This window comes from Enterobacter sp. JMULE2 (assembly GCF_013337145.1).
Lineage (GTDB): Bacteria > Pseudomonadota > Gammaproteobacteria > Enterobacterales > Enterobacteriaceae > Enterobacter > Enterobacter mori.
Map to the genome: position 1 here is coordinate 113329 of NZ_SGWD01000017.1, position 17529 is coordinate 130857.

Annotated in this window: 14 protein-coding genes and 3 pseudogenes; 4 read left to right on the forward strand and 13 right to left on the reverse strand. The window is 55.0% G+C overall.

Annotated elements, in window-relative coordinates; genetic code table 11:
• Positions 1-50 precede the first annotated feature (50 nt).
• The 5 genes and pseudogenes from lspA to EXW94_RS28335 all read right to left on the reverse strand — a co-directional run bounded on the left by lspA (position 51) and on the right by EXW94_RS28335 (position 4584).
• Complete coding sequence (gene lspA, locus EXW94_RS22675; RefSeq protein WP_108417119.1) at positions 51-551, reverse strand: signal peptidase II; 501 nt, start codon at positions 549-551, stop codon at positions 51-53.
• Positions 551-2480: pseudogene (ileS, locus tag EXW94_RS22680) on the reverse strand (isoleucine--tRNA ligase); the annotation flags it as partial. The pseudogene ileS and the gene lspA, both read right to left, overlap by 1 nt.
• Positions 2481-2602: 122 nt before the next feature.
• Positions 2603-3386 (reverse strand): annotated as a pseudogene (locus tag EXW94_RS28600) (class I tRNA ligase family protein); the annotation flags it as partial.
• 45 nt (positions 3387-3431) lie between these two features.
• Positions 3432-4358, reverse strand: coding sequence for a bifunctional riboflavin kinase/FAD synthetase (gene ribF / locus EXW94_RS22685; RefSeq protein WP_010427064.1), 927 nt, complete (start codon positions 4356-4358; stop codon positions 3432-3434).
• A 7-nt stretch (positions 4359-4365) separates the two neighbouring features.
• A pseudogene (locus EXW94_RS28335) lies at positions 4366-4584 on the reverse strand (DUF2575 domain-containing protein).
• A 101-nt stretch (positions 4585-4685) separates the two neighbouring features.
• Here EXW94_RS28335 and rpsT point away from each other — a divergent pair.
• Entirely contained in the window at positions 4686-4949 is a 264-nt protein-coding gene (rpsT, locus tag EXW94_RS22695; RefSeq protein ID WP_003856458.1) for a 30S ribosomal protein S20, read from the forward strand.
• Between the two features lie 57 nt (positions 4950-5006).
• On the opposite strand, the gene nhaR is transcribed toward rpsT, so the two are convergent.
• The 4 genes from nhaR to dnaK all read right to left on the reverse strand — a co-directional run bounded on the left by nhaR (position 5007) and on the right by dnaK (position 10457).
• Positions 5007-5906: a transcriptional activator NhaR gene (gene nhaR / locus EXW94_RS22700; protein WP_003856462.1), complete on the reverse strand. Its 900-nt coding sequence runs from the start codon at positions 5904-5906 to the stop codon at positions 5007-5009.
• A gap of 58 nt (positions 5907-5964) precedes the next feature.
• On the reverse strand, positions 5965-7140 hold the full coding sequence (gene nhaA, locus EXW94_RS22705; RefSeq protein ID WP_174341068.1) for a Na+/H+ antiporter NhaA: 1176 nt from the start codon (positions 7138-7140) through the stop codon (positions 5965-5967).
• 173 nt (positions 7141-7313) lie between these two features.
• Positions 7314-8459 carry a molecular chaperone DnaJ gene (gene dnaJ / locus EXW94_RS22710; protein WP_010427068.1) on the reverse strand — a complete coding sequence of 382 codons (1146 nt, stop codon included), beginning with the start codon at positions 8457-8459 and terminating at the stop codon, positions 7314-7316.
• 84 nt (positions 8460-8543) lie between these two features.
• On the reverse strand, positions 8544-10457 hold the full coding sequence (dnaK, locus tag EXW94_RS22715; RefSeq protein ID WP_174341069.1) for a molecular chaperone DnaK: 1914 nt from the start codon (positions 10455-10457) through the stop codon (positions 8544-8546).
• Positions 10458-10753: 296 nt separating this feature from the next.
• Here dnaK and satP point away from each other — a divergent pair, with 296 nt between their 5' ends.
• Positions 10754-11320, forward strand: a complete 567-nt coding sequence (gene satP, locus EXW94_RS22720) for an acetate uptake transporter (RefSeq protein ID WP_010427072.1) — start codon at positions 10754-10756, stop codon at positions 11318-11320.
• On the opposite strand, the gene EXW94_RS22725 is transcribed toward satP, so the two are convergent.
• The 3 genes from EXW94_RS22725 to tal form a co-directional block, all read right to left on the reverse strand.
• Complete coding sequence (locus EXW94_RS22725; RefSeq protein WP_174341070.1) at positions 11297-12619, reverse strand: MFS transporter; 1323 nt, start codon at positions 12617-12619, stop codon at positions 11297-11299. The two genes, satP and EXW94_RS22725, sit on opposite strands and share 24 nt — an antisense overlap.
• Positions 12620-12741: 122 nt before the next feature.
• On the reverse strand, positions 12742-13329 hold the full coding sequence (gene mog / locus EXW94_RS22730; RefSeq protein ID WP_120159196.1) for a molybdopterin adenylyltransferase: 588 nt from the start codon (positions 13327-13329) through the stop codon (positions 12742-12744).
• A gap of 110 nt (positions 13330-13439) precedes the next feature.
• Positions 13440-14393 carry a transaldolase gene (gene tal / locus EXW94_RS22735; RefSeq protein WP_120159195.1) on the reverse strand — a complete coding sequence of 318 codons (954 nt, stop codon included), beginning with the start codon at positions 14391-14393 and terminating at the stop codon, positions 13440-13442.
• A 262-nt stretch (positions 14394-14655) separates the two neighbouring features.
• On the opposite strand from tal, the gene EXW94_RS22740 reads away from it, so the two are divergent.
• Both EXW94_RS22740 and yaaA read left to right on the forward strand, forming a co-directional pair.
• Positions 14656-16086 (forward strand): sodium:alanine symporter family protein, encoded by a 1431-nt coding sequence (locus EXW94_RS22740; RefSeq protein WP_120159194.1) that lies wholly within the window; start codon positions 14656-14658, stop codon positions 16084-16086.
• Between the two features lie 66 nt (positions 16087-16152).
• On the forward strand, positions 16153-16926 hold the full coding sequence (yaaA, locus tag EXW94_RS22745; RefSeq protein ID WP_042716545.1) for a peroxide stress protein YaaA: 774 nt from the start codon (positions 16153-16155) through the stop codon (positions 16924-16926).
• Between the two features lie 32 nt (positions 16927-16958).
• Here the strand turns inward: yaaA and EXW94_RS22750 are convergent, their stop codons facing one another.
• On the reverse strand, positions 16959-17261 hold the full coding sequence (locus tag EXW94_RS22750; protein ID WP_174341071.1) for a DUF2502 domain-containing protein: 303 nt from the start codon (positions 17259-17261) through the stop codon (positions 16959-16961).
• Positions 17262-17529: the final 268 nt, after the last annotated feature.

Below are 17529 nucleotides of genomic sequence, written 5' to 3' on the forward strand. Positions count from 1 at the left end.
AAATTGCTCGCTTGTTTTGCCCGGTGACATTACACCACCGGGCGAGTGTATTACGCCTGCTCTTTCGCGGCGGGTTTCGGCAGGAAGCCTTCCAGCACGATTAACGCCGCACCGATACAAATTGCCGTATCGGCCAGGTTAAAGGTCGCGAAGTGCCAGTCGCCGACGTAGAAGTCGATCATATCGACCACAAAGCCGTGCCACAGGCGGTCAAACAGGTTACCCAGCGCGCCGCCAATGATCAGCGCGTAGGCGATGTTATTCAGCTTTTGCGTGGCCTTCGAGCGGTACATCAGCACCGCCAGGATCACACAGATACCGAGAGCGATACCCGCGAAGAACCAGCGCTGCCAGCCACCGCTGTCGGCAAGGAAACTGAACGCCGCGCCGTAGTTGCGGGCGTAGTGCAGGTTAAGCGACGGGAACAGCGGAACCGTATCCCCCAGAGAAAAATTCTGGAGGATCAGGAACTTGCTGCCCAGATCGATAATTAGCACCACCACAACCAGCCACAGCCAGCGCAGTCCTGTTGAACAGAGAGTTTTACTCATCAGGCAAACTTACGTTTTTCGCCGTCACCGGCGACGTTGCTTACACAGCGTCCGCAGATGTCTGCGTGTTCCGCCACCAGGCCAACATCGGTGGTGTAATGCCAGCAACGCGGGCATTTCTCACCGTCGGCTTTGCTCAGTGCGACTTTCAGGCCTTTGAGCAGTTCACTCTGCTGAGCATCAGCAGTAGCGTCGGCATAATCCGCAACTTTCGCACCGGAGGTCAACAGGACAAATCGTAATTCATCGCCCAGCGCGGTCAGTTTGGCCGCCAGCTCCGGTTCCGCGTACAGGGTCACTGCCGCTTCCAGAGAGCCACCGACTTTCTTGTCAGCACGCGCCTGCTCGATAACCTTGTTCACTTCGCCGCGCACTTTCAGCAGTTCGTCCCAGAAGGCGTCGTTCATTGCTTCAGTGCTGGAGAGATCGAACAGACCTTCGTACCACTCGCCCGTGAAGACATACTTCTCACGATCGCCCGGCAGGTAGCCCCAGATTTCATCCGCGGTGAAGGACATGATCGGTGCCATCCAGCGCACCAGCGCTTCTGCAATGTGGAACAGCGCGGTCTGGCAGCTACGACGCGCCACGCTGTCCGCTTTCGCGGTGTACTGGCGGTCTTTGATGATGTCGAGGTAGAACGAGCCCATCTCAATGGAGCAGAAGCGCATCAGGCGCTGCACCACTTCGTGGAAGTCGTAAGACTCATAGGCTTTCAGGATATCGTCCTGCGCCGCTTTCGCGCAGCCTACCGCCCAGCGGTCCAGCACGACCATCTCTTCCGGTTTCACCATATCTTTCACTGGATCGAACCCGTTCAGGTTCGCCAGCAGGAAGCGCGCGGTATTACGGATACGACGATAGCTGTCGGCGGCACGCTTCAGGATCTCGTCAGACACCGCCATTTCGCCGGTGTAATCGGTGGATGCCACCCACAGACGCAGAATGTCTGCGCCCAGTTTGTTCATCACATCCTGCGGAGAAACGGTGTTACCGATGGACTTGGACATCTTACGGCCCTGACCGTCCACGGTGAAGCCGTGAGTCAGTACCTGGCGGTAAGGTGCTTTACCCTTCATGGCGGTGGAGATCATCAGGGATGACATGAACCAGCCGCGGTGTTGGTCAGAGCCTTCCAGATACATGTCGGCAGCGTGACCGGCAAACTCAGGACGCACATCAACCACTGAGGAGTGGGTAGACCCGGAGTCGAACCACACGTCCAGGGTATCCGGCACTTTCTCGTAGCTGTCTGCGTCAGCGCCCAGGATGTCGCGCGAGTCGAGATCCCACCACGCCTGAATGCCGTCAACTTCGACGCGCTTCGCCACTTCTTCCATCAGTTCCAGCGTGTTCGGGTGCAGCTCCTGCGTCTCTTTATGCACGAACAGAGACATCGGCACGCCCCAGGTACGCTGACGGGAGATACACCAGTCAGGACGGTTAGCCACCATGGATTCGATACGCGCCTGGCCCCAGTCAGGGATCCACTGCACGCCTTTGATCTCTTTCAGAGACTGCTCGCGCAGGCCTTTCTGATCCATGCTGACGAACCACTGCGGGGTCGCACGGAAGATGATCGGCGACTTGTGGCGCCAGCAGCACGGATAGCTGTGCTGCATTTTTTCGACGTGCAGCAGCGCGCCGCTGGTGCGCAGCATGTCAACGATGATGTCGTTCGCTTTGAAGACGTTGATACCGTCCAGCGCCGGGTAGGTGCCTGGCAGGTAAGAGCCGTCCGGGCCCAACCGGGTTAGCGATTTCCAGACCGTATTTCAGGCTGATGTTGTAGTCGTCAGGACCGTGGCCACCGGCGGTATGTACCGCACCGGTACCCGCTTCCAGCGTTACGTGGTCGCCCAGGATCGCCGGAACGTCGAAGTCCAGGAACGGGTGCTTGAAGCGCATCAGCTCAAGAGCGTCGCCTTTAATTTTCGTTAAACTTGGAGCAACACCTTCAGAAGCATCATTCTCCAAGGTCAGTACTTGCATAAATTGAGCAGACAATCCATCAGCAACAATGTAGTTTTTGCCCTGGAAGTTTAGCATCACATATTCGAAATCCGGACTAAGCGTGATCGCCCTGTTTGCAGGCAAAGTCCACGGAGTGGTTGTCCAGATAACAAGGGATACAGGTCCTTCAACAGAGCCAGCTCCGAATTTTGACTTCACTGCTGCAGGGTCCACAGCATCAAACGCAACATAGATAGATGGAGAGGTTTTGTCGTAATACTCCACTTCCGCTTCTGCCAGCGCAGAGCGGCAGTCCACGCACCAGTGCACCGGCTTCGCGCCTTTGTGCAGGTGTCCGTTACCGATGATTTTACCCAGCGCACGGATGATGTTGGCTTCGGTTTTGAAGTCCATGGTCAGGTACGGGTGCGACCAGTCGCCCAGCACGCCCAGACGGATGAAGTCAGCACGCTGACCGTCAACCTGCGTAGCGGCGTATTCGCGGCACTTCGCACGGAACTCGGCGGCGGTGAACTTCTCACCCGGTTTGCCAAACTCTTGCTCCACTTTCAGCTCGATTGGCAGACCGTGGCAGTCCCAGCCCGGAACGTAAGGCGAGTCATATCCCGTGAGGCCTTTGGACTTCACGATAATGTCTTTCAGAATCTTGTTAACCGAGTGACCAATATGAATGCTGCCATTCGCATATGGAGGGCCATCATGCAGAATGAAGGTTTTTTTGCCTTTTTTGGCTGCACGAATGATGCCGTACAGGTCATCATCGGTCCAACGCGCCAGCATTCCCGGTTCACGCTTGGCGAGATCGCCGCGCATCGGGAACCCTGTTTCCGGCAAATTCAGGGTTGATTTATAGTCACTCATCAGATTCTCGGTTCCGTATTTATCACGTAGGCAGTTAAGCCGGTTCTAAAGCCCAAAAAACTCGCGGGCCGTCAATTCATCTCGCGCAATTTGCGCTTTGAGTTCATCCAGCGAACCAAATCGCTGCTCGTTGCGTATCTTTTTACGCAGTATTACATCTATATGGCGACCATAAAGGTCCATTACAACGTCCAGTAGGTGCACTTCTAACTGTTGACGCACACCGGCAACGGTAGGACGCGTGCCGATATTGGCGACACCGTAAAACGGTTTATCGCCCAGTCCTGCCACTTCTACCGCATACACCCCTTTAACCGGGGAGACCTGACGACGCAGCGGTATATTCGCCGTCGGGAAACCTATCGTGCGGCCCAGCGCATCGCCATGCACCACGCGGCCAGAGATGGTGAACGGATGACCCAGCAAGTTTTCTGCGGTGTCCAGTTCATCATTGGCCAGCGCCTGGCGTACCGCCGTGCTGCTGACGCGCACGCCGCCTTCACAGAAAGTCATTGCGCTGGTGACGTCAAATCCGTACTCCAGACCAGCCTTCTGTAATAGCAAGAAATCGCCCTGACGACCAGCGCCAAAGCGGAAATCATCACCCACGGCAAGAAACTGCACGCCAAGACGCTTCACCAGCAGGTCGCTGACAAACGTTTGTGCTGTCAGCGCGGCAAAGCGGCGATCGAAACGCACGCACAATACGTAGTCCACGCCGGACTCTGCCAGATAGCGCAATTTCTCGCGCAGGCGAGTCAGACGGGCGGGAGACTTTTCTCCCGCAAACAGCTCAAGCGGCTGCGGCTCAAAAATCATCACCACAACGGGTAGGCCACGGGCCTCCCCTTCTTTACGCAATCCCTGCAACAGCGCCTGATGACCACGATGCACGCCGTCGAAATTACCAATGGTCAGCACGCACCCATGCGGGGCTTTGCTGAGATTATGTATGCCGCGTATCAGCTTCATGTCTGGCTCAAAACAGTGAAAATCGCCAAAGTATACCTTGTACAGCGGTTAAGGTTAACCGGCGATTGTTCACGCAAAACAGAAAGCCGTAATGATTTCATCATGCTGACCTTTCACAGCGAAAAAATCTGTCCGGGAACTGCGATTTTTATGCCGAAAGGCTGTATTCACGGAAGACAAGCTGGTAGAATCCTGCGCCATCACTACGTAACGTAGCGTCGCTAATTAACGGCGCTTATTTGCACAAATCCATTGACAAAAGAAGGCAAAGAGGGCATATTCCTCGGCCTTTGAATTGTCCACATAGAACATATTTGGGAGTTGGACTTGGCTAATATCAAATCAGCTAAGAAACGTGCCGTTCAGTCTGAAAAGGCTCGTAAGCACAACGCAAGCCGTCGCTCTATGATGCGTACTTTCATCAAGAAAGTATACGCAGCAATCGAAGCTGGCGACAAAGCTGCAGCGCAGAACGCATTTAACGAAATGCAACCAATCGTGGATCGTCAGGCTGCTAAAGGTCTGATCCACAAAAACAAAGCAGCGCGTCATAAAGCAAACCTGACCGCGCAGATCAACAAACTGGCTTAATCGCTACTTGTTGTTGCTTGTTTAAAGAACCCGCTTAACGCGGGTTTTTTTATGCCTTCAGATTGCCGGTGGCGTAAACAGTGCCGAGTAATCACGGTTGCAGATACGCTGCACCGCCGGGTGCTGAATCATTCTTTCGGCGAATATCGCGTGGTACTCCTCCATCACGTTATCTACCCTGCCAATCTCCGTAATCTTGTCGTCTGAATAGAGATCGTGCGCGTACAGCGTTGGCGCAACGAAGATCGCGTTATGCGCTTCGCCAAAGGCTTTCATTAACGCAGCGTCGTCGAACTCACCGAGTATTTCCACGTTCAGCCCCTGCGAGTTAAACCAGTTCAACAGCTTGCGTCCGAGCATGGAGCGCCTTCCCGGCACCAGCAGGCGACGCTCTTCAAGGCACGCGGGGAACGGTTTTTCCGGCGGCGGGTTAATGCACCAGAAGCTGACGCCGCATTCGCCAATTTTTACTGAGAACAGCCCTTCCTGCTGGGTGGAGTCGATCGGGCAGTCCGAGATAATCATGTCCAGCTTATGCTGGCTCAACTGTTCCAACAGCATCTCGTGAGTGGATTCAAAGCAGCGCAGGTGGATTTGCTCGTCTTCTACCACCGCCGCATCCAGCACGCCGCTCACCAGCCGTTTCGACAGCGCATCCGCCACACCTACGTCAAAGAGCAGGTTCGACTCTTTGCGGTAGTTGACGATGTCCAGCATCTCCTGGCTCAGGGTGAACATCTTGTCAGCATAGCGAAACACCAGTTCACCCAGTTCGCTGGGTTCAATGCCGCGACCTTTACGCTTGAACAGCTTGCCCTGCAGACGCTCTTCAAGCGCCTTGATTTGCCCGGTGATGGTTTGCGGCGTCAGGTAGAGCGCCTCTGCCGCCCCCACCACCGAGCCCTGTTTATAGACGTGCCAGAAGTAGTACAGATGGTTGTAATTTAAATGAGACATCGCGTGTTCTCTCCCTGAGTGTGTATCGGGAGAAGGAGCCCCTCCTCCCGGTTTCCTGTTATGCCTGAACAGCCTGTCCGGGCAATTTCGCCTTCAACAAGGTATAACCGATGACCGCAGCCAGTAATGACCCGATGAGAATGCCGAGTTTTGCCCAGACGATAAGCTCAGGCGCATGCGTCCCAAACGCCAGCGTCGAGATAAAGATCGACATCGTAAACCCGATTCCGCAGAGCACGCCCACGGCCATAATCTGCTTAAACGTAGTGCCATTCGGTAAAGACGCCAGCTTCAGTTTAATCGCCAGCCAGCAAAAGAGGCTGATCCCCAATGGCTTACCGATAAACAAGCCAGCAATGATGCCCAGCGGCAGCACGGATGTCAGGCCGTCCAGCGTCACGCCGCCGAGGGAAACGCCCGCGTTGGCAAACGCAAACAGCGGCAGGATCATAAAGGCGACCCACGGATGCAGCACATGCTCCAGCTGTTTTGCCGGAGATTTGCCATCCTGCGGCTTAAGCGGCACAAGGAAGCCCACAATTACGCCCGCCAGCGTGGCATGCACGCCCGATTTCAGCACCGCCGTCCAAAGCACCATCCCCACCAGGATGTAGATACCAATGCGGCGGACGTTAAAGATGTTCAGCAGTGCCAGCACCGCAATTGCCCCAGCGGCCACGCTCAGCGACAGGATTGACAGATCGCTGGTATAGAAGAGCGCGATAATGACGATAGCGCCCAGGTCATCGATGATCGCCAGCGCCATCAGGAAGATTTTTAGCGCCACCGGCACGCGGCTACCCAGCAGGGCTAATACCCCGAGGGCAAAAGCAATATCCGTCGCGGCCGGAATAGCCCAGCCGTGGCGCGCCATCGGATCCTGCCAGGTGAATGCAAGGAAAAGTAACGCCGGAACAACCATCCCACCGAGCGCGGCAATCACCGGAAACGCGGCGCGCTGGCGGCTGGCAAGCGAGCCCAACACCAGTTCACGCTTAACCTCAAGACCCACCAGCAGGAAAAACACCGCCATCAGCGCATCGTTGATCCACAGCAGCATGTTCTTGTTGATTTCCAGCGCCCCGACCTTCAGCTCAACGGGCGTTTCCAGAAATGCATGGTAGAGATCGCGTGTTAATCCTACGTTCGCCAACACCATCGCGGCCGCTGCAGCAATAATCAGGATCACGCCACCGGACGCTTCACTGCTAAAGAAACGGTGTAGTAATTTCATTTAAGTTCTCTCTTTTACAACAATACCTCGATAAAACCATAATACCAAGCCAAACAACTCGGCAAAAACAGATTAATATTGAGTATAGATTCAGTTTTACCGAGCTATACCTTCAAATAGAAAAAGCCCGGAATCGCTTCCGGGCTTTTTAAGGACACTTAACAGCTAACGGATTAGCGCGTTAAATCATCGAAGAATTTTTTGACGCCATCGAAGAAGCTTTTGGAGCGCGGGCTGTTTTTCTCACCCGTCGGGCCGCCAAAGCTTTCCTGCAGCTCTTTCAGCAGCTGTTTCTGCTTGTCGTTCAGGCCAACCGGCGTTTCCACAACTACGCGGCACAGCAGGTCACCCTGCGCACCACCGCGAACGGATTTAACGCCTTTCCCGCGCATGCGGAACAGTTTGCCGGTCTGGGTTTCGCCTGGTACCTTCAGATTTACGCGACCATCCAGCGTCGGCACTTCGATTTCACCGCCCAGCGCCGCCATCGCGAAGTTGATCGGCACTTCGCAGTACAGGTTGTTGCCTTCACGCTCAAAAATTGCGTGCTGCTTCACCTGAACCTGAACGTACAGATCGCCTGCCGGTGCGCCATGCTCGCCCGCTTCGCCTTCACCTGCCAGACGGATGCGGTCGCCCGTATCAACGCCAGCCGGGATTTTAACGGACAGGGTTTTCGTTTTCTCAACGCGACCGTGGCCGTGGCATTTGGTGCACGGATCTTTAATCAGCGTACCGCGACCGTGACAATGCGGACAGGCCTGCTGTACCGCAAAGAAGCCCTGGCGCATCTGCACCTGACCGGAACCGTGACAGGTTGGACAGGTCTGTGGCTGCGTACCCGCTTTCGCGCCGCTGCCATGGCAAACGTCACACTCTTCCAGCGTCGGGATGCGGATCTCTTTGGTGACGCCGCGAACGGCCTCTTCCAGCGTCAGATCCATGTTATAACGCAGGTCCGCGCCGCGCGCTGCGCGCTGACGACCACGCCCACCGCCGAAGATGTCGCCGAATACATCGCCAAAGATATCGCTGAAATCAGCGCCACCGCCAAAGCCGCCGCCACCGAATCCACCGCCACCCATGCCGCCCTGTTCAAAGGCTGCGTGACCATACTGGTCATAGGCCGCACGTTTTTGTGCATCGGTCAGGACTTCGTAGGCTTCTTTAATCTCTTTAAATTTGGCTTCAGCCTCTTTATCACCCTGGTTACGGTCCGGGTGGAATTTCATGGCCAGGCGCTTATACGCCTTTTTGATTTCACGCTCTTCCGCTGTTTTGGAAACGCCTAAAATCTCGTAATAGTCTTGCTTAGCCATCTTTTTTATCTGCCCCTAACATGCGTGCACGGGCGGAGAGGAAACCTCTTCGCCCGTGCCAGTAATTACCCGTTCAAAGGGCGATTATTTTTTGTCTTTCACTTCTTCGAACTCAGCGTCGACAACGTCGTCGTCTTTCGCGTTGTTCGCAGATGCATCAGCGCCCGCCTGCTGTTGAGCGTGCTGCTGCTGAGCGATTTCCATCAGCTTCTGGGAAGCCTGCGCCAGCTCCTGCATCTTCGCTTCGATATCCGCTTTATCTTCACCTTTCAGTGAGGTTTCCAGCGCAGTCAGTGCAGCTTCGATAGCAGTCTTGTCTTCTGCTGGCAGTTTATCGCCTGCTTCTTCAACCTGCTTACGGGTGCTGTGCAGCAGATGGTCACCCTGGTTGCGGGTCTGAACCAGCTCTTCGAATTTACGGTCTGATTCCGCGTTAGCTTCGGCATCACGAACCATTTTTTCGATTTCCGCTTCGTTCAGACCAGAAGATGCCTTGATGGTGATCTTCTGCTCTTTACCGCTGTTTTTGTCTTTCGCAGACACGTGCAGGATACCGTCAGCATCGATGTCGAAGGTGACTTCGATCTGCGGCATGCCGCGCGGTGCCGGGTTGATACCGTCCAGGTTGAACTGACCCAGAGATTTGTTATCCGCCGCACGCTTACGCTCACCCTGAATCACATGGATGGTTACCGCAGACTGGTTGTCTTCAGCGGTAGAGAACACCTGGCTGTGTTTCGTCGGGATGGTGGTGTTTTTGTTGATGAGCGCAGTCATCACACCGCCCATGGTTTCGATACCCAGAGACAGCGGGGTAACGTCCAGCAGCAGTACGTCTTTCACTTCACCGGTCAGTACGCCACCCTGAACCGCAGCACCGATTGCGACCGCTTCGTCCGGGTTAACGTCTTTACGTGGCTCTTTACCAAAGAACTCAGCCACTTTCTTCTGAACCATTGGCATACGGGTCTGACCACCCACCAGGATAACGTCCTGAATGTCAGACACGGACAGGCGAGCGTCCTGCAGTGCAACTTTCAGCGGCTCGATGGAACGGTTCACCAGGTCTTCTACCAGGCTTTCCAGTTTCGCACGGGTCACTTTGATGTTCATGTGTTTAGGACCGGTCGCGTCTGCAGTGATGTACGGCAGGTTCACGTCGGTCTGCTGAGCGGAAGACAGCTCGATCTTCGCTTTCTCAGCGGCTTCTTTCAGGCGCTGCATCGCCAGCGGGTCGTTACGCAGGTCAATGCCCTGATCTTTCTTAAACTCGTCAACGAGGTAGTTGATCAGACGGGTATCGAAGTCTTCACCACCCAGGTGGGTATCACCGTTGGTTGCCAGAACTTCGAAGGTTTTTTCGCCGTCAACTTCGTCGATTTCGATGATAGAGATATCGAAGGTACCACCACCCAGGTCGTAAACCGCGATAGTGCGGTTGCCAACTTCTTTATCCAGACCGTAAGCCAGTGCAGCCGCGGTTGGTTCGTTGATGATACGTTTTACTTCCAGACCTGCGATACGGCCAGCATCTTTGGTTGCCTGACGCTGAGCATCGTTGAAGTAGGCAGGTACGGTGATAACAGCTTCAGTTACCGGCTCACCCAGGTAATCTTCAGCGGTTTTCTTCATTTTCTTCAGCACTTCAGCAGAAATCTGCGGTGGTGCAGTTTTGGTGCCTTTCACATCAAGCCATGCATCGCCGTTATCTGCCGCGATGATTTTGTAAGGCATGATGGAAACGTCACGCTGAACTTCTTCGTCCTGGAAGCGGCGGCCAATCAGGCGTTTGATCGCAAACAGGGTGTTTTGCGGGTTTGTCACTGCCTGACGTTTAGCCGGCTGACCAACCAGAGTTTCACCATCCTGGGTATAAGCAATGATAGAAGGCGTGGTGCGATCGCCCTCGGCGTTCTCCAGCACACGTGCAGTAGTGCCATCCATAATCGCTACACAAGAGTTGGTAGTACCCAGGTCGATACCAATAATTTTACCCATCTAAACGTCTCCACTAAAAATTCAGTCAACATGTGGTTGTGTACCTGTAATAAGGGCAGAACGTGCTTTTTCAACTGCCCAGATTTGATTTTTTTCAGGTCCACACACTGCGGTTGCTTACAAGATGGGGTCGCAACGGCATCCATCAAGGGGGACGTATAAAAAAAATTTTAATTTCCCCCTGATGAGATCATAGACGGCATCGATTGCGCCCCTTATTATGCCGCGCCCCGTCAGGGAGTATTGACGCGGGTTTAACCATTTCACCATATAAATGATGATTTTTTTGAGGACTTATGGGCAACACTAAGTTGGCTAATCCGGCTCCGCTGGGCCTGATGGGTTTTGGCATGACCACTATCCTGCTGAACCTGCACAACATCGGGATGTTCCCGATGGATGGCATTATTCTGGCGATGGGCATTTTTTACGGCGGTATCGCGCAAATCTTCGCGGGCCTGCTGGAATATAAGAAAGGCAACACCTTCGGCTTAACCGCCTTTACCTCTTACGGCTCTTTCTGGCTGACGCTGGTTGCCATTCTGCTGCTGCCTAAAATGGGCCTGGCAGACGCGGCAAACGCGCATTTCCTGGGCGTTTACCTGGGTCTGTGGGGCGTGTTCACCCTGTTCATGTTCTTCGGCACCCTGAAAGGTAACCGCGCGCTGCAGTTCGTCTTCCTGAGCCTGACCGTGCTGTTCGCCCTGCTGGCCATCGGCCACCTGGTGGATAACGAAGGCATCGTACACGTTGCGGGCTGGATAGGCCTGGTGTGCGGCGCAAGCGCTATTTACCTGGCAATGGGCGAAGTGCTGAACGAGCAGTTCGGCCGCACCATTCTACCGATTGGTGAAAAACACTGATCCCTCTGTCGTGCCCGCCTCGCGGGCACGACATCCCCGCGTCTGCCTCAGCCAAATCCCTAATCCCAGCCCCATCAGCGAGAGCGCCAGCACGTACCAGGCCGGAGCCATGGGAGACACGCCCATCAATACCGTCACCGCAATCGGCGTCAGTCCACCGAAAATGGCATACGACACGTTATAAGAGAAAGAGATACCGCTGAAACGGACTTCCGGCGGGAAGGCTCGCACCATCACGTAAGGCACTGCACCCACGACGCCCACGCACAGCCCTACCACGCCGTACAGCAGGAACAGCTGTTCAGGATGGCTGCCCGCCAGATGGTAAAATGCCCAGCTCGACGCGGCCAGCAACAGGCTGCCGACGATAAAGGTAACGCTGGCCCCAAACCGATCCGCCGCCAGCCCGGCGGCAAGACAGCCAAAGCAGAGCATAATGGTCGCGATACTGTTTGCCTGCAGCGTCACCGCCGGGGCGAATCCATACTGTTTCTGCAGCCAAACCGGCGACATTAATATCACCACGACAATACCCGCCGAAAGCAACCAGGTAAGAAGCATCGACACCACTACCGCTTTTTTATGGCGTACCACGACGGCTTTCACCGGCAGCTCCTGCGCCAGCGCTTTGCGCTGCTGCATCTCCAGGAATATCGGCGTCTCCTGCAGCCAGCGTCGCAGGTACATCGCCACCAGGCCAAACGCCCCGCCCAGCAGGAACGGAAGACGCCAGCCCCACTCATGAACGGCCTGTTGCGTCATGCTGGTATTCACAATCGTCGCCACCACCGACCCCAGTAAGATCCCGACGGTGAGCCCCGCGGTTAAGGTTCCACAGGCGATCCCGATGCGACGGGCAGGCACATGCTCGGACACAAATACCCACGCGCCTGGAACTTCACCACCGATGGCCGCCCCCTGGAGAATACGCATCAGCAACAGCAGCAACGGCGCAAGGATACCCATCGAGGCATAGGTGGGCAGCAGACCAATAGCCAGCGTGGGCACGGCCATCAGCAGGATACTGAGGGTAAACATCTTCTTACGCCCGACCAGATCGCCAAAGTGCGCCATCACAATGCCACCCAGCGGACGCGCCAGATACCCGGCGGCAAAAATGCCGAAGGTTTGCACCTGACGCAGCCATTCCGGGATATCCGCCGGGAAGAAGAGTTCCCCCACCACGGCGGCGAAGAAGACAAAGATAATGAAATCGTAAAATTCCAGCGCGCCACCTAAGGCCGCAAGCGTGAGGGTTTTGTAGTCCTGTCGATTCAGAGGTCGGGTGTTATGTGACATAGCGAACCATTATGCGTGTGTTGTGGATTTATTTTTACAGTGATCGTAAAGAAAAAATTACTATATCGTAAATCCGTTTACACGCTACTGCGGCTGACGCTAATGTCACACTTTCGTTATTTTCAGGAGATTGTTTCGCGGCGAGCGCTTTTGGGACGAAAAGCTGCTACTACTTTTTCATCGGTTTCCACATAGGGGCCGTCAAGCAGCTGTATACAATACGGTACACTTGCAAAGATACCGTGCACAATGACGCTGCCATCTTCTGCTTTCAGCCCTTCCAGCGTCTCTTTGATCGACTTCGGCTGGCCCGGCAGGTTCAGGATCAACGCCTGCTTGCGGATCACCCCCACCTGGCGGGAAAGAATGGCCGTCGGAACAAAGTGTAGACTGATCTGCCGCATCTGTTCACCGAAGCCCGGCATTTCGCGATCGGAAACCGCCAGCGTCGCGTCCGGCGTCACGTCGCGCCGCGCGGGGCCGGTTCCGCCCGTCGTCAGAACAAGATGACAGCTCATCTCATCCACCAGTTCACACAGGGTCTGCTCGATGATCGGCTGCTCGTCCGGGATCAGGCGAGTCTGGATCTCAAACGGGGTGGTCAGCGCGCTGCCCAGCCACTCTTCAAGAGCAGGGATGCCTTTATCCTGATAAACACCGCTGGAGGCGCGGTCAGAAATCGACACCAGGCCGATGCGTAAGGTATTCATATCCATTCCATTCAAAAAGTACTGATTAAAGGGAATGATACACGCAGAGAGGAAATTCAGACAGAGGCGGGGGTAAGAGGCGTGACCGGGAGCCCGGTCACGCGGAATGATTACAGCAGGTCGCCGATCATTTTTTCCAGTTTGCCCTGGTCAACAGCAAACTTACGGATACCGTCCGCCAGTTTGTCTACTGCCATTGGATCCTGGTTGTGCTGCCACAGGAACTCGGATTCCGTGATGCGCTCTGGGCGTGCTTTCACTTCACCGGTGTAGGACAGTTTACGCTCAAGCGTGCCTTCACTTTCTGCCAGCTCTTTCAGCAGCGCAGGGGCGATGGTCAGGCGGTCACAGCCAGCCAGCTCGATGATTTCACCGACGTTACGGAAGCTTGCGCCCATAACCACGGTCTCATAGCCGTGCTGTTTGTAGTATTCGTAGATTTCAGTAACAGAAACCACGCCTGGATCTTCAGCCGGTGCGTATTCTTTCTTGTCGGTGTTGGCTTTGTACCAGTCCAGAATACGGCCCACGAACGGAGAAATCAGGTATACGCCCGCTTCTGCACATGCACGCGCCTGCGCGAAGGAGAACAGCAGGGTCAGGTTACAGTTGATACCGTCTTTTTCCAGCTGCTCTGCAGCGCGGATGCCCTGCCAGGTAGAAGCCAGTTTGATCAGGATACGGTCGTTGCTGATGCCAGCATCGTTGTACATTTTGATCAGACGTTTCGCTTTCGCGATAGACGCTTCGGTGTCGTAGGAGAGACGTGCATCCACTTCGGTAGAGATACGGCCAGGAACCAGTTTCAGGATTTCCAGACCGATGTTTACTGCCAGCTTGTCGGTAGCGTCCACAACCTGCTGCGCGCGGTCGCTGCTCTGTGCTTTCGCCCAGGTCACTGCGTCGTCAATCAGTTTGCGATACTCAGGGATCTGTGCGGCGTTAAGGATCAGAGAAGGGTTGGTTGTGGCATCCTGCGGCTGGTACAGCTTCATTGCCGCGATATCTCCGGTGTCAGCTACGACAGTGGTGAACTGACGAAGGGAGGTCAATTTATCCGTCATGATAGTGTTTCTCTTTTAACGTGCCCTGGATAATTCACGCTACCGACAGCATGCCTGCAGCGGAAAAATGACAGGTTTACTTGTTAGGGGGATGTAACCGGTCTGCCCTGATGATAACACGAGTGAGAGGCAGCGCAACCGCAGACAGTGCGCTTAGGCAGAGTATGATAAACTGAGAATATTAACAGGCTGCTAATCAACAGCATGTCCAATCAGTGGTAGCGCTTACATATTCACTTTGGCATCAACAAGAGGGACGTTAATGCCTGATTTCCTGTTCTTTATTAACGAAATTCTCTGGGGTTCGATAATGATATATCTGCTCCTGGGAGCAGGTATTTGGTTCACGCTGCGCAGTGGTTTTATCCAGTTTCGTTATATTCGCAAATTTGGCAGAAGTCTGAAAAATAGCCTAACCCCACAGCCGGGCGGATTAACCTCATTTCAGGCACTCTGCACCAGTCTCGCCGCGCGGGTCGGCAGCGGTAATCTGGCGGGCGTTGCGCTGGCCATTAGTGCGGGGGGGCCTGGCGCCGTATTCTGGATGTGGGCCACGGCGATTATCGGCATGGCGACCTCGTTCGCTGAATGCTCGCTCGCTCAACTCTATAAAGAGAAAGACAAAAACGGTCAGTTTCGCGGCGGTCCGGCCTGGTATATGGCCCGTGGACTGGGGATGCGCTGGATGGGCGTCCTGTTTTCGCTCTTCTTACTCATCGCCTATGGCCTGATTTTTAACACCGTCCAGGCAAACTCCGTGGCGCATGCCATGCGATATGCCTTTGCCTGCCCGGAATGGATAACCGGTGCCGTTTTAGCGCTTCTCACCCTGCTGACGATATATGCCGGTCTCAAAGGCGTGGCCCGCCTGATGCAGTGGCTGGTTCCGGTTATGGCCCTCATGTGGGTAGCCGCCAGTCTGTTCGTTACCGTACTGCACATCGATCAGTTTCCGGACGTCATCGCCGCTATCTTTAAGAGCGCGTTCGGCTGGCGCGAAGCGGCCTCGGGCGCGCTGGGTTATACCGTCAGTCAGGCACTCACGGCAGGGTTTCAGCGGGGCATGTTCTCGAACGAAGCCGGTATGGGTTCAACGCCCAACGCAGCTGCGGCGGCGGCGTCCTGGCCTCCCCATCCTGCGGCGCAGGGCATTGTGCAGATGATTGGTGTGTTCACGGACACCATTATTATCTGCTCCGCCAGCGCGATGATCATTCTGCTGTCGGGGCCCCTTCCCCATCCCTCTGGCACCGTCGGGATACAGCTGGTTCAGCAGGCACTGGTCAATCTTGTGGGTGGCTGGGGAGCCGGTTTTGTCTCATTGATCGTGGGTCTTTTTGCGTTTAGTTCGATCACAGTGAACTATCTCTACGCGGAGAACAACCTGATCTTCCTGAAGCTTGACTCGCGACATTCGCGCAACGTGCTTCGCGTAGGTGTCATCGCCATGATAATGACGGGCGCCCTGCTCAGCATGCCGGTGGTCTGGCAACTGGCGGACGTGATTATGGCGCTGATGGCGATCACCAACCTGACGGCAATTTTGCTGCTTTCTCCGGTGGTGACGCTCATTGCTCAGGACTATCTGCGTCAGCGCAAGCTGGGCCTTAAACCCGTGTTTGATCCCACCCGCTACCCCGAAATTGAGACGCAAATTGCCCCCGGCTCCTGGGATGATTTGCCGCGGCAATAACAGCTATCGATCAATTCAGGGCGATTTTTTGCTAAAGTCGCTCTAAATTTCCTGCAAGGACTGGATATGCTGATTCTGATTTCACCTGCAAAAACGCTCGATTACCAGAGCCCGCTCGCCACCGAGCGCTATACCCAGCCTGAACTGCTGGACTACTCGCAACAGCTGATCCGCGAAGCGCGTAAACTCTCTGCGCCGCAAATCGCCTCGCTGATGAGCATCAGCGACAAGCTGGCCGATCTTAACGCGACCCGCTTTCACGAATGGCACCCGGATTTCACCCCGGCTAACGCTCGCCAGGCGATTCTGGCCTTTAAAGGTGATGTCTATACCGGCCTGCAGGCGGAAGATTTTAGCGAAGCCGATTTCGATTTTGCCCAGCAGCATCTGCGTATGCTGTCAGGCCTGTACGGCGTACTGCGCCCGCTGGACCTTATGCAGCCGTATCGTCTGGAGATGGGGATCCGCCTGGAAAACACCAAAGGCAAAGATCTGTACCATTTCTGGGGCGATATCATTACCGACAAGCTGAACGCGGCGCTGCGCGCCCAGGGCGATAACGTAGTAATTAACCTGGCCTCCGACGAATACTACAAGTCGGTGAAACCGAAAAAGCTGGATGCAGAGATTATCAAGCCGGTGTTCCTCGACGAGAAGAACGGTAAGTTCAAAGTGATCAGCTTCTACGCCAAGAAAGCGCGCGGTCTGATGAGCCGCTACATCATCCAGAACCGCCTGACGAAGCCGGAGCAGCTGACCGGATTTAACAGCGAAGGCTATTTCTTTGACGAGGCGTCGTCGGGGAAAGGCGAGCTGGTGTTTAAGCGCCACGAGCAGTAAAAACAAACCCCGCCAGCAGGCGGGGTTTTGCATTAATGGTGTTTCCAGTCCGGGCCGCGATCGTCGCGGTGGTCATCGTGATGATGGTCATCATGGCGATTGTCATGTTTACGATGCTCATCATGTGGACGCCAGTGGTTATCACGCCAGTCATAATGCGCCTTCCACCAGTCGTGGTCGCGCCAGCGGCCGCCGTCCCAGTAATGCCCGTTGTTATCCTGGTCGCCAATCTGCAGTTTTACCGCAGGTACGAGGGTAATTTCAGATGCCTGAACCGCCATGGGGGCGACCAGCAACAGTGAAAGCGCGATGAGTGCAGGTTTCAGTGTAGACACAGGTGACTCCTTATTCTTGTTGCCCAACGTGGGCCGATGTAAGGAGATTACGCGAGGGGAACGGGGGATGTTATTCTCTGCAATCCTAAACGCTAAGTGACCGCATTTATTGGGAATTTCTACTTTTTTCCTGCTTACTTTCTCCTTAATTTCTTCACAAAAAAAGCCGGGTGGCGCTGCGCTTACCCGGCCTACGATGAGTTCGCCGTTGTAGGCCCGGTAAGGCGAAGCCGCCACCGGGCAACACAATCACGCACGCGTCATCATC

Coding starts and splice junctions, on each gene's coding strand:
- lspA (WP_108417119.1), bottom strand. CDS start 551: ATGAGTAAAACTCTCTGTTCAACAGGACTGCGCTGGCTGTGGCTGGTT.
- ribF (WP_010427064.1), bottom strand. CDS start 4,358: ATGAAGCTGATACGCGGCATACATAATCTCAGCAAAGCCCCGCATGGG.
- nhaR (WP_003856462.1), bottom strand. CDS start 5,906: ATGTCTCATTTAAATTACAACCATCTGTACTACTTCTGGCACGTCTAT.
- nhaA (WP_174341068.1), bottom strand. CDS start 7,140: ATGAAATTACTACACCGTTTCTTTAGCAGTGAAGCGTCCGGTGGCGTG.
- dnaJ (WP_010427068.1), bottom strand. CDS start 8,459: ATGGCTAAGCAAGACTATTACGAGATTTTAGGCGTTTCCAAAACAGCG.
- dnaK (WP_174341069.1), bottom strand. CDS start 10,457: ATGGGTAAAATTATTGGTATCGACCTGGGTACTACCAACTCTTGTGTA.
- satP (WP_010427072.1), top strand. CDS start 10,754: ATGGGCAACACTAAGTTGGCTAATCCGGCTCCGCTGGGCCTGATGGGT.
- EXW94_RS22725 (WP_174341070.1), bottom strand. CDS start 12,619: ATGTCACATAACACCCGACCTCTGAATCGACAGGACTACAAAACCCTC.
- mog (WP_120159196.1), bottom strand. CDS start 13,329: ATGAATACCTTACGCATCGGCCTGGTGTCGATTTCTGACCGCGCCTCC.
- tal (WP_120159195.1), bottom strand. CDS start 14,393: ATGACGGATAAATTGACCTCCCTTCGTCAGTTCACCACTGTCGTAGCT.
- EXW94_RS22740 (WP_120159194.1), top strand. CDS start 14,656: ATGCCTGATTTCCTGTTCTTTATTAACGAAATTCTCTGGGGTTCGATA.
- yaaA (WP_042716545.1), top strand. CDS start 16,153: ATGCTGATTCTGATTTCACCTGCAAAAACGCTCGATTACCAGAGCCCG.